The organism is Brevundimonas diminuta ATCC 11568 (genome assembly GCF_000204035.1).
Taxonomy (GTDB): Bacteria; Pseudomonadota; Alphaproteobacteria; order Caulobacterales; family Caulobacteraceae; genus Brevundimonas; species Brevundimonas diminuta.
In genome coordinates this window covers 2,488,289-2,498,779 of the sequence record NZ_GL883086.1, presented here as the reverse complement: position 1 = coordinate 2,498,779, position 10,491 = coordinate 2,488,289, and the positions used below count along the sequence as shown (strand labels likewise).

At 69.1% G+C, this 10,491-nt stretch carries 12 protein-coding genes and 1 pseudogene; 5 read left to right on the top strand and 8 right to left on the bottom strand.

Annotated features, from left to right (window positions below):
* On the bottom strand, positions 1 to 320 hold a 320-nt coding region (locus BDIM_RS16055), incomplete at its 3' end, for a DUF4168 domain-containing protein (protein WP_040346450.1).
* Between the two features lie 171 nt (positions 321 to 491).
* Positions 492 to 2,540: an NAD(+) synthase gene (locus BDIM_RS16050; RefSeq protein ID WP_003166612.1), complete on the bottom strand. Its 2,049-nt coding sequence runs from the start codon at positions 2,538 to 2,540 to the stop codon at positions 492 to 494.
* 177 nt (positions 2,541 to 2,717) lie between these two features.
* On the opposite strand from BDIM_RS16050, the gene ftsY reads away from it, so the two are divergent.
* The 3 genes from ftsY to BDIM_RS16035 all read left to right on the top strand — a co-directional run bounded on the left by ftsY (position 2,718) and on the right by BDIM_RS16035 (position 5,236).
* The gene (gene ftsY / locus BDIM_RS16045; protein ID WP_003166611.1) at positions 2,718 to 3,653 is read left to right on the top strand and encodes a signal recognition particle-docking protein FtsY; all 936 of its coding nucleotides are present in this window, start codon (positions 2,718 to 2,720) and stop codon (positions 3,651 to 3,653) included.
* 5 nt (positions 3,654 to 3,658) lie between these two features.
* On the top strand, positions 3,659 to 4,303 hold the full coding sequence (locus BDIM_RS16040) for an inner membrane-spanning protein YciB (RefSeq protein ID WP_003166610.1): 645 nt from the start codon (positions 3,659 to 3,661) through the stop codon (positions 4,301 to 4,303).
* A 270-nt stretch (positions 4,304 to 4,573) separates the two neighbouring features.
* A complete protein-coding gene (locus BDIM_RS16035; protein WP_003166608.1) occupies positions 4,574 to 5,236 on the top strand; it encodes a MarR family winged helix-turn-helix transcriptional regulator in 663 nt (220 codons plus the stop codon).
* A gap of 51 nt (positions 5,237 to 5,287) precedes the next feature.
* Here BDIM_RS16035 and BDIM_RS16030 read toward each other — a convergent pair whose 3' ends face one another.
* The 5 genes from BDIM_RS16030 to BDIM_RS16010 form a co-directional block, all read right to left on the bottom strand.
* Positions 5,288 to 5,518 carry a hypothetical protein gene (locus tag BDIM_RS16030; protein WP_003166607.1) on the bottom strand — a complete coding sequence of 77 codons (231 nt, stop codon included), beginning with the start codon at positions 5,516 to 5,518 and terminating at the stop codon, positions 5,288 to 5,290.
* A 69-nt stretch (positions 5,519 to 5,587) separates the two neighbouring features.
* Complete coding sequence (locus BDIM_RS16025; RefSeq protein ID WP_003166606.1) at positions 5,588 to 6,151, bottom strand: DsbE family thiol:disulfide interchange protein; 564 nt, start codon at positions 6,149 to 6,151, stop codon at positions 5,588 to 5,590.
* Entirely contained in the window at positions 6,148 to 6,300 is a 153-nt protein-coding gene (ccmD, locus tag BDIM_RS16020) for a heme exporter protein CcmD (protein ID WP_003166605.1), read from the bottom strand. Before ccmD ends, BDIM_RS16025 begins: the two co-directional genes overlap by 4 nt.
* Before the next feature lie 12 nt (positions 6,301 to 6,312).
* Positions 6,313 to 7,032 carry a heme ABC transporter permease CcmC gene (gene ccmC / locus BDIM_RS16015; RefSeq protein WP_003166604.1) on the bottom strand — a complete coding sequence of 240 codons (720 nt, stop codon included), beginning with the start codon at positions 7,030 to 7,032 and terminating at the stop codon, positions 6,313 to 6,315.
* Positions 7,033 to 7,101: 69 nt separating this feature from the next.
* Positions 7,102 to 8,136: an adenosine kinase gene (locus BDIM_RS16010; RefSeq protein WP_040347262.1), complete on the bottom strand. Its 1,035-nt coding sequence runs from the start codon at positions 8,134 to 8,136 to the stop codon at positions 7,102 to 7,104.
* A gap of 148 nt (positions 8,137 to 8,284) precedes the next feature.
* On the opposite strand from BDIM_RS16010, the gene BDIM_RS16005 reads away from it, so the two are divergent.
* Entirely contained in the window at positions 8,285 to 9,175 is an 891-nt protein-coding gene (locus BDIM_RS16005) for an ATP-grasp domain-containing protein (RefSeq protein WP_003166602.1), read from the top strand.
* 2 nt (positions 9,176 to 9,177) lie between these two features.
* Here the strand turns inward: BDIM_RS16005 and nth are convergent, their stop codons facing one another.
* The gene (gene nth / locus BDIM_RS16000) at positions 9,178 to 9,942 is read right to left on the bottom strand and encodes an endonuclease III (RefSeq protein ID WP_050796767.1); all 765 of its coding nucleotides are present in this window, start codon (positions 9,940 to 9,942) and stop codon (positions 9,178 to 9,180) included.
* Between the two features lie 137 nt (positions 9,943 to 10,079).
* Between nth and BDIM_RS15995 the strand changes: the two are divergent.
* Positions 10,080 to 10,491 (top strand): annotated as a pseudogene (locus BDIM_RS15995) (biotin/lipoyl-binding protein); the annotation flags it as partial.

The following is a 10,491-nucleotide window of genomic DNA, read 5'->3' as shown; positions in this document are numbered from 1 at the left end:
GCGCGGGCCTGCAGCATCGGGTCAGCCGAAACGGCGGCCGAAATGGCGTTGAAGCGCTCGACGGCCAGGCCCGAGTTCTGCACGGCGGCGGCCATCTGGGCCTGCTGGTCCTCGGTGGGCGTTCCGTTCTGGACGGTCGCGGCCACGCTCTGGACGGTCTTCATGGCGGCGGCGAACTGGGTCAGTTCGGCGTCGGTCGGTTCACCGGCTGCCGCTGCGGCGGCAGGCGCGGGAGAGGCGTCCTGCGCCAGGGCGGACGCAGCGGTCAGGAATAGGGCGGCCAGAATGGCGGTCGGGGCGGCGGCCGTTGCAAAACGCATGGCGTATCCTTCTTCAGCCCCGAACGCTCAGCCCAAGGCTGACCCGGACAGATCCGGGCTCTCCCGCACGACCGGGTGTGTCAGGCTCACAGAGGGCGGGGAGAAGAAAACGCTAACCCGCGCCGTGCGGGCGGGTAAACCCCAGGCAGGTCGTTTCAACCCCCGCGCGCATCAGCCCGGCGTATGGGCGTCCAGTTCGTCCAGCCACACCCGCGCCGAGGAATCCGACGGCGCCCGCCAGTCGCCGCGCGGCGACAGCGATCCGCCCGTCACCACCTTCGGCCCGTTCGGCACGGCCGAGCGTTTGAACTGGCTGGTCTGGAAGAAACGGATCAGGAACTTGCGCAGCCAGGCCTTGATGGTGGGCAGGTCATAGGCGACGCGCTCGCCCTGCGGCAGGCCGACCGGCCAACTTCCCGTCGCCGCATCGCCCCAGGCCTGATGCGCCAGATAGGCGACCTTGGACGGCTTCAGGCCGAAGCGGCTGATGTAGAACAGGAAAAAGTCGTTCAGCGCATAGGGGCCGACGATGCTCTGCGTGGACTGGATCGCCCCATCGGCGCCCGCCGGCACCAGTTCGGGCGAAATCTCCGTGGCCAGGATGGCGTGCAGCGTCGGAACCGCCGCCTCGCCGACCAGGCCGCGCTCGGCCACCCAGCGGATCAGGTGCTGGATCAGGGTCTTCGCCACCCCGCCGTTAACGTTGTAGTGGCTCATGTGGTCGCCGACGCCATAGGTGCACCACCCCAGCGCCAGTTCCGACAGGTCGCCGGTGCCCAGCACGAAGCCGTGGTTCTGATTGGCCAGGCGGAACAGATAGTCGGTGCGCAGGCCCGCCTGGACGTTCTCGAAGGTGATGTCGTGGACCGGCTGACCATCAGCGAAGGCGTGGCCGATGTCGCGCAGCATCTGTTCGGCGGCGGGGCGAATGTCGATCTCGGCCCCCGTCACCCCCAGCGCCTTCATCAGCGCCCAGGCGTTGGACTTGGTGCCGTCCGACGTCGCAAACCCCGGCATGGTGAAGGCTAGGATGCCGGTGCGCGGCTGCTCCAGCCGATCAAAGGCGCGACAGGCCACCAGCAAGGCCTGCGTCGAATCGAGCCCGCCCGAGACGCCGATCACCAGGGTCTTCGACCCCGTCGCCGTCATCCGTCGCATCAGGCCCTGGACCTGGATGTTGAAGGCCTCGAAGCAGTCCTGATCCAGACGTGCCGCGTCGTCGGGCACGAAGGGGAAACGGTCCAGCGGACGGATCAGGGCGCCGGTCGGCCCCTCCCCCGCCTCGAACGGGACCACCGTCGCGGCCTCGCCTTCAATCCGCGCGCAGTCGGCGAAGGTGCCGTTGCGCAGGCGGTCCAGACCGATGCGGTCCACGTCCACGTCGGCGATCGTCAGATGGCTGTGCAGGGCGAACCGTTCGCCCTCGGCCAGCCGCGCCCCCAGTTCATGAATGGTCGCCTGACCATCCCAGGCCAGGTCCGTGGTGCTCTCGCCCCAGCCCGAGGCGGCGAAGACATAGGCCGACAGGGTGCGCGCCGACTGGCTGGCGCACAGCAGGGCGCGCTCGTCCGCCTTGCCGATGACGATGTTGGAAGCCGAGAGGTTGCACAGGATGCGCGCCCCCGCGAGCGCCGCCCGCGTCGAGGGCGGCTGCGGCGCCCAGAAATCCTCGCAGATCTCGACGGCGAAGACGAAGCCCGGACGGTTCGTCGCCTCGAAGATCAGGCCCGGCGCGAAATCGACGCTCGCACCGTTCAGGACGACAGCGTCCTCGCTGCGGCTGGCGGCGGGCGCGAACCAGCGCTTCTCATAATATTCGCGATAGTTGGGCAGATAGCTCTTCGGGACCACGCCCAGCACCTCGCCCCCGCCCAGCACCACGGCGCAGTTGAACAGGGCGTCGCCGTTCCGGATCGGCGCGCCGATCACGGCGATGACGCCCGCCTCGTCCGCGACCTCGGCCAGACGCGCGATCCGGCGCTCGACCTCTTCCAGCAGAGCCGCCTGCATGTGCAGGTCGTCGATGGCGTAGGCGCTCAAGGACAGTTCGGGGAAGACCAGCATATCTGCGCCCTGCGCGCCCGCCTGACGGATCAGCCGTTCGTGTTCCTCGGCGTTGGCGGCCGGATCGGCGACATGGACCACCGGGGTCGCGGCGGCGACGCGCACGAAGCCGTGGCTGCGCGGGGCGTGGAAGGAATGCGTCTCAGACTTCGCCATCTATTTTCCGCTCATCCCGGCCGACGCCGGGAGCCAGTGAGAGCCATAGGCACAGACCTTGCGGCCTTCCCGATCAATATAGGGTTGCGCCGCGAAGCCAAAGCACTGGCTCCCGGCGTCGGCCGGGATGAGCGGTTTGTAGTGACCTGCGAACCGCTGTCGGCTAAGGCTCACGTCATGAGCGATACGCCCAAAAAAGGCTGGTTCCAGCGGCTGAGCGAAGGCCTGTCCCGGTCTTCGAAACAGATGACCGATCAGGTCGTCTCGACCTTCGTCAAAGAGCCCCTCTCGGAGGAGGCGCTGGAGCGGCTGGAAGAGCATCTGATCGAGAGCGATCTCGGTCCCGCCGCCTCGGCCCGCATCGTCGAGCGGTTCCGCGAGCTGCGCTTCGGCAAGACCTCCGACGAACGCGAGATCAAGCAGGCGCTGGCCGAGGCCGTCGCCGCCGAACTGACGCCGCGTCAGGCGACGTTCGATCCGCTGTCGGGGCCCAAGCCTTATGTCGTCCTGTTCGTCGGCGTGAACGGCTCGGGCAAGACCACGACCCTGGGCAAGATCGCTTCGGACCTGACGGCCAAGGGCGCCAAGGTGATGATCGTCGCCGGCGACACCTTCCGCGCCGCCGCCCGCGAACAGCTCAAGGTCTGGGCCGACCGCGCGGGCGCCCATTTCGAGAGCCGCCGCGACGGCGCCGACGCCGCCGGCCTGGCCTTCGACGCCTTCGCCAAGGCCAAGGAAGAAGGCTTCGACGTCGTGCTGATCGACACGGCCGGGCGGCTGCAGAACAAGTCGACCCTGATGGACGAACTGCTGAAGATCGTGCGCGTGCTGAAGAAGGTCGACCCCGACGCCCCGCACGAGACCCTGCTGGTGCTGGACGCCACCGTCGGCCGCAATGCGCTGGAGCAGGAAAAGATCTTCGGCCGCACCGCCTATGTCTCGGGCGTGGTGATGACCAAGCTGGACGGCACCGCGCGCGGCGGCGTCCTGGTGCCGGTGGCCCAGGCCTCGGACGCCCCGATCAAGCTGATCGGCGTCGGCGAAGGGGTCGAGGATCTGCAACCGTTCGACGCCCGCGCGTTTTCCCGATCCCTGGTCGGGCTTGAGGACTGAAGCGTATGAGTGAAGCGACCGAAACCAAGCGTCCGCAGTGGATTCGTCAGGCCGTCGACTTCGGCGCCCTGGTCGCCTTCATGGCCGCCTATTTCATCACCCGCGACATGATCAAGGCGACCTGGGTTCTGGTCATCGCCTCGATCATCGCCCTGGCCGTCGGCTTCGTGCTGGAGCGGCGCCTGGCGCCCATGCCCCTGATCACCGGCGGCTTCGCCCTGGTGTTCGGCATCCTGACCATCGTCACCGACGACGACCTGTTCGTGAAGCTGAAGCTGACGGTGCAGAACGGCCTGCTGGCCGCCGTCCTGCTGGGCTCGCTGCCGCTGAAGAAGTATCCGTTCAAGGCCCTGCTGGGTTCGGCCATCAAGGTGACGGACGAGGCCTGGCGCAAGCTGACCTTCCGCTACGGCCTCTACTTCCTGGCCGTCGCCATCGCCAATGAGGTGTTCCGCAGCCCGACCGCCGTCACCGCCATCTGGTCGACGCTGAACCTGGGGACGCCCGATCCCAACGGCGTCTGGACGGCCTTCCGCGGCGTGCTGTGGATCGCGGCCTCCATCTTCGGCCTGTCCCAGGTGCCGCTGATCCTAAAGAACATGACCAAGGACGAGGAACGCGGCCCCGTCTCCCCCGACACGGGTCTCTGACGGTCGTCCCGACACCTTTCGTCATCCTCGGGTCAAGCCCGAGGATGACGGAGACATAGAGGGACTCGACCATCCATTCCCAGGCCTCAAGTAGGGCGAAGCCCGGTAGGCCCGCCAAACAAAGGCCTCAAGCAGCGCGAACGCGCGGTAGGCCCGCTTAAATGTCTTCAAACCGTCAGCCTTAACGTCGTCAAAGCGTTAAGCCGGGCTGTTAGCTGTTGCAGCATCATCCGGCCACGGCCGGTATCGGGCTGTTCGGGGACGAAGACGATGATCAAGTCGGGCAAGCAGGCGAAGATCAAGGGCGGGCTGGCGGAATCGCCCAGCCATCTGATGCACCGCGCGTTGCAGCTGGCGCTGGACATCTACGCCGAGGAAGCCGGGCCGGACGGCTTGACCCAGCGCCAGTTCGCCGTGCTGGAGGCCGTGGCCGCCCGTTCGGGCCTGACGCAGACCGACCTGGTCAAGGCCACCGGCATCGATCGCTCGACCCTGGCCGACCTGGTGGCGCGAATGACGACCAAGGGCCTGCTGGAGCGCGAACGCTCGACGCTGGACGCCCGCGCCAAGGCCGTGCGCCTGTCGCCCGAGGGCGAGGCCGCGCTGCTGGCCGCCCGCCCGCGCGTCGAGGCCGCCGACAAGCGGATCATGGGCCTGCTGCCCAAGTCCAAGCGCGACAGCTTCCTGGACCTGTTGTGCAGCCTGTCAGACGCCGCCGACGCCGCGCCCGAACAGGCCCGCGCCGACATCAAGGCGGCGAAGAAGGCCGCCAAGGACGCCAAGAAGGCGGAAAAAGCCGCCCGCAAGGGCGACGGCAAGACCGACGGCCGCGGCAAGAAGAAGAAAAAGGGCGAGCCGGTCGTGGAGCAACCGCAGACCGAGGATCAGGCCGACGCCGTCGTGGTCCCGCTCAAGGGCGCGGCTGAAGGCTAAGTCCTTCCCTTCCGGCCTCCGCCGGGATGAGCGGGGTATTGAGGCTGCGCCCTAAACCCGAATGTCGAGCAGGGAGCCGGGGCGTTGCAGGCGCGACGTCGGCGCCGTCTGTTCGATCGGCGCGGAAACCACTGCAACCGGTCGCGCCGTCTCCTCGGCCGCAATCGGCGCCGCCAGCCCCATGGCCTGGCGGAAGAAGGCCGACTGGGCCGTTCTCAGGGCGTGGGCCGCACCGCCCGCCTGGGGCGGAAAGGCCGGCCGCTCGGACGAAATCGCGGACATGGGCTGAGGATGCCCGCGCTTCGTCTAGATATGGTTAATGCGCGATTCACCCTGTTTCGCGCGATCGCCTCAACGCGCCGGAGCGTTCAGGGCGTCGGTCAGCTTCTTCAGGTCCGCGTCGGTCAGGATCGGCCCCGAGGACTTGGCGACGATGGTCCCATAGGCGTCGACGGCGAAGCTCTCGGGCACGCCCGACACGCCCAGGTCCAGCCCGGCGCGTCCCTCGCGGTCGACCAGCACCAGGCGATAGGGATCGCCCAGCTCTTCCAGGAAGGCGTCGGTGGCGACGGGATCATCCTTATAGGCCACGCCGACCACGGCGATGCCCTGCTCCTTCAACTTCATCAGATGCGGATGCTCCAGGCGGCACGGCGCGCACCAGCTGGCGAACAGGTTGACGATCATCGGCTTGCCGACCCCCGCCGTCTTCAAATCCAGCAGGTCGCTGCCGGCCTTGCCGTCGACCAGAATGGGCAGGACCGTCGTCTGCGGGATCGGCTGGCCGACCAGGGCGTCCGGCTTATAGGTCGGCCCGGCGGCGGGATCGCCCGCCATCCGGTCCATCTGCGTCATCAGGAAGATCCCCAGCGCCGCCAGGACGACGATGGGCGCAAGAGCCAGCCAGCGTTTCATTTGCGGGCGGCCTCCAGCCGGGCCAGCTCGCGCTTCCAGCGACGGGCGGCGATCAGGGCGCGGGCCGACAGGGCGGCCAGCACCACGGCGCTGATCCCCCAGGCGGGCCAGACGAAGGCGCCGTAGGGGCTCATGTCCAGATCAAGCACGAAGCGCCTCCATCAGGCTTCCAGCGCCGCGCGGGCGCGAAGGGTCAGAACACGACGGCGACGGACCTCGGTGCGGATCGACGTCAGCCAGATCGCCCCGAACAACACGGCGTAGGCCGCCATCATCGTCAGCAGGGCAGGCAGGAAGACCGGGTCCACGCTGGTCCCCCCCGACCGCAGCAGCGACGCGGGCTGGTGCAGGGTGTTCCACCAGTCGACCGAAAACTTGACGATCGGCAGATTGATCAGGCCGACCAGGCCCAGCACCGCCGCCGCCCGCGCCGCCTTGGCCTCATCGTCGATCGAGGCGCGCAGGGCCATGTAGCCGAGGTAGAAGAGGAACAGCACCAGCACGCTGGTCAGGCGCGCGTCCCACACCCACCACGTCCCCCACATGGGCTGGCCCCACAGGGAGCCGGTGACGAGGGCCAGGGCCGTGAAGGCCGCGCCCGGCACGGCCGCCGCCCGCGCCGCCGCATCGGCCAGCGGATGGCGGAACACCAGGGCGAAGAAGCTGGACACGCCCAGCGCCCCATAGGCCATCAGGCCTAGGCTGGCGGCCGGAACGTGGATGAACATGATGCGGACGGTGTCGCCCTGCTGATAGTCTCCCGGCGCGGCGAAGCTGAACCACGTCCCCAGCAGCAGCAGGCCGAGCGCGCATATCCACAACACCGGCACCAAGGGGCCGGTGAAGCGCATGAAGCGGTCGGGATTGGCGAGGCCGAACATGGGCCGCCGATTACGCGGCCCAGCGCCCCACGGCAAGCGGGCGCGGCGTCCGACCCTTTGTCGCGGCTCTTAGAGGCTCAGGCCGTGCTGCGCCGCCAGATCCTTCAGTCCGACCATCGGACGCGGACCCCAGTGGGCGATGACTTCCGACGCGGCCAGCGAACCCAGAGCCCCGGCCTCGGCCAGGGACAGGCCGCGCGACAGGCCCAGCAGAACGCCCGCCGCGTACTGATCGCCGGCGCCCGTGGTGTCGACGACCTTCTCGACCGGATAGGCGGCGACCTCGACCCGCTCGCCGCCGCGGAACAGCACCGAACCGGCGGCGCCGCGCGTCACGGCCGCCACCTCGACGATGCGGCCCAGGTGGGCGGCGGCGTGGTCGAAGTCCTCGGTCTCGAACAGGGCGTGCAGCTCGGCCTCATTGGCCAGGACGATGTCGGCCGAGGTCTCGATGAAGGCCAGCAGTTCGGCGCGCCAGCGGTGGACGACAAAGCTGTCCGACAGGGTGATGGCGACCTTGCGGCCCGCCGCATGGGCGGCGGCGGCGGCGGCCTCGAAAGCCGCGCGGGCCGGGGCCGGATCGAACAGATAGCCTTCCAGATAGACGATGGCGCTGTCGCCGATCACGCCCGCGTCGACGTCGGCCGTGGTCAGTTGGTTGGCGGCGCCCAGGAAGGTGCACATGGTGCGCTGGCCGTCCGGCGTGACGTTGATCAGGCAGCGGCCGGTGCCGAAGCCCTTGCCCGCGCCGTCTTCCAGCACGGGGGTGTCGAAGTGGACGCCGACGGCGCGGATGTCGTGGCTGAAGACCTCGCCCAGGGTGTCCTTGGCCACCTTGCCGATATAGGCGGCGCGCCCGCCGAACGAGCCGACGCCCGCCACGGTGTTGCCCGCCGAACCGCCCGAGGCCTCGACCCCCGCCGCCATGGCGTCATACAGGGTCGCGCTCTGATCCTCGTCGACCAGCTGCATCGAACCGGGGATCAGGCCCTTGGCTTCCAGGAAGGCTGCATCGCACGGCGCCAGGACATCGACGATGGCGTTGCCCAGGGCGCAGACGTCGAAACGGGCGTTGTGGGCGAAGGGGGGCAGGACTTGGGTCATTCGCGCCCCATAGCGGGCGAGACCGCCGCGCGCCAGAGCGCCGGCCCCGCCGTCGTACGAAAAGCGGCCCTTCACGCGGATCCGGCGGCGGCCTAAAGCCGATGGACCAGTTGCACACGGCCCCGCTGGGCCTTGCGGAGCCGCGCCCATGACCGACGTCGCCGTCCTGACCCCTGATCCGGCCGATCCCACCTATTCGACCCTGTGGCCCGGCGTGCTGGACCGGCTGGGCGAGGCGCTGGCGACGGCGAGGATCACGGCGCGGCCGACGCCCTGGACCGATCACGTCGAGAACGCCCGCGCCCTGATGGACTTCCCCCTGGTCCTGCCGCTGCTGGTCTGGGGCTATCATCAGCATCACGACCGCTGGGTCCAGGCCTGCACGACCTGGGCCGAGGCGGGCGCGCCCCTGGCCAATCCGGCCGCGACCCTGCGCTGGAACGCCGACAAACGCTATCTGGCCCGCCTGGCGGAAAAGGGCGTCGCCGTGCCCGAGACGATCTTCGCCGACCACGTCGACGCTGCGGTTCTGGAAGCCGCCTTCGCCGCCACGGGCGCCGAAACCCTGATCGTCAAGCCGACCGTCTCGGGGGGCGCCTGGCGCACCCTGCGGGTGGCGGCGGGCGACCTGCTGGACGCGGCCCTGGCCGACGCCCCCGTCGGCGGGACGATGATCCAACCCTATCTCAAGGCCATCGAGACCGAGGGCGAGACCTCCCTGCTCTATTTCGGCGGCGAGCTGAGCCACGTCGTGAACAAGCGCCCCGGCGCGGCGGGCGAGTTCCGCATCCAGACCCAGTACGGCGGACAATACCAGGCGCTGGACGCCGCGCCCCAGGGCGCGCTCGATCTGGCCGAACGCACCCTGGCCGTCATCGACGAAGACCTGCTCTACGCCCGCATCGACATGACCAAGGACGACGACGGCGAATGGGTGCTGATGGAGGCCGAACTCATCGAGCCGGACTTCTACCTGGCCGCCGCGCCTGAAGCCGGCGCCCGCTTCGGTCAGGCGGTGCGGGCGCGGCTGGAGCGTTAGGCCTACACGCCCATGAAGCTGGCGCGTGAGGGGCACAGGTCCGAGATCACGCACCCCGGACATTTCGGCCGCTGCGCCAGGCAGGTGTAGCGGCCGTGCAGGATCAGCCAGTGGTGCGCCTTGGGCAGCCAGGCCTCGGGCACCACCTGGTGCAGCTGGACCTCCACCTTGTCCGGCGTCGCCGCATTGGCCAGGCCCAGCCGGTGCGAGACGCGGAAGACGTGGGTGTCCACCGCGATGGCCGGCTCGATCCCCAGTTCGTTCAGCACCACGCTGGCGGTCTTGCGCCCGACGCCGGGCAGGGCCTGCAGGTCGGCGCGGTTCAGCGGAACTTCGCCGCCGTGCTTCTCGACCAGCATCCGGGCGGCGGCGATGACGTTCTTCGCCTTGGTGCGGTAAAGGCCGATGGAGGCGATCAAGGGGATCAGCCCCTCCTCGCCCAGGGCCAGCATCTTCTGCGGCGTATCGGCGACGGCGAACAGGGCCTTGGTCGCCTTGTTGACCCCCACGTCGGTCGCCTGGGCCGACAGGGCGACGGCCACCACCAGGGTGTAGGGATTGACGAAATCCAGCTCGGTCTTCGGATCGGGCATGACGCCTGACAGGCGGACGAAGATCTCCTCCACCCGATCCTCATCCGGCGGCCAGCTGATGACGGCGCCGACGGGGGCCTTCTTCGGCTGGCGCGAACGCTTGCCCGGCGGCGGGGCCAGCCCGGCCTTCTGAACGGCCTTCTTCTGGCGGGAGGCGGATTTCAACGGAGCCATGCCCCCGCTTCGCCTCCCCCGCGCCCGGCGTCAATGTCGCGTGCTCGCGACGCTGCGACAAAAAATCGCAGTCGCGCCTTGTATTCTGGACCGCTCCGTCCATTTTACGCGTGAAATCGAAGCGAGCTGTCTCCCCCATGGCCCTCCCCGCCCCGCTCAAGAAGCGCCTGCCCCTGATCGTCGCCGGCGTCGTCGGCCTGGGCCTGATTATCGGCGGCGTGGTCTGGTGGCAGGGCAAGCAGCGCTGGGAAGGCACCGACAACGCCTTCGTCCAGGCCGACACCGTGGCCGTCAGCCCGCGCATCGGCGGCGAGGTGGTCGAAGTCCTGGTCAAGGACAACCAGCGCGTCGAGGCCGGTCAGGTGCTGGTCCGGCTGGACGACGCGGACGCCCGCGCCGCCCTGGCCCAGGCCCAGGCCAATCTGGCGGCCCTGACCGCCGCCGTCGCCAACGTCGACGCCCGGACCGAGCAGGAACAGGCCACGATCGCCGCCCGCGCCGCCGCCGTGACCCAGGCCCAGGCCCAGGCGAACCTCGCCCACGCCGAGG

Coding starts and splice junctions, on each gene's coding strand:
- BDIM_RS16035 (WP_003166608.1), top strand. CDS start 4,574: ATGATCAAGTCGGGCAAGCAGGCGAAGATCAAGGGCGGGCTGGCGGAA.
- BDIM_RS16005 (WP_003166602.1), top strand. CDS start 8,285: ATGACCGACGTCGCCGTCCTGACCCCTGATCCGGCCGATCCCACCTAT.
- BDIM_RS16040 (WP_003166610.1), top strand. CDS start 3,659: ATGAGTGAAGCGACCGAAACCAAGCGTCCGCAGTGGATTCGTCAGGCC.
- nth (WP_050796767.1), bottom strand. CDS start 9,942: ATGGCTCCGTTGAAATCCGCCTCCCGCCAGAAGAAGGCCGTTCAGAAG.
- ftsY (WP_003166611.1), top strand. CDS start 2,718: ATGAGCGATACGCCCAAAAAAGGCTGGTTCCAGCGGCTGAGCGAAGGC.
- ccmC (WP_003166604.1), bottom strand. CDS start 7,032: ATGTTCGGCCTCGCCAATCCCGACCGCTTCATGCGCTTCACCGGCCCC.
- BDIM_RS16050 (WP_003166612.1), bottom strand. CDS start 2,540: ATGGCGAAGTCTGAGACGCATTCCTTCCACGCCCCGCGCAGCCACGGC.
- BDIM_RS16030 (WP_003166607.1), bottom strand. CDS start 5,518: ATGTCCGCGATTTCGTCCGAGCGGCCGGCCTTTCCGCCCCAGGCGGGC.
- BDIM_RS16025 (WP_003166606.1), bottom strand. CDS start 6,151: ATGAAACGCTGGCTGGCTCTTGCGCCCATCGTCGTCCTGGCGGCGCTG.
- BDIM_RS16010 (WP_040347262.1), bottom strand. CDS start 8,136: ATGACCCAAGTCCTGCCCCCCTTCGCCCACAACGCCCGTTTCGACGTC.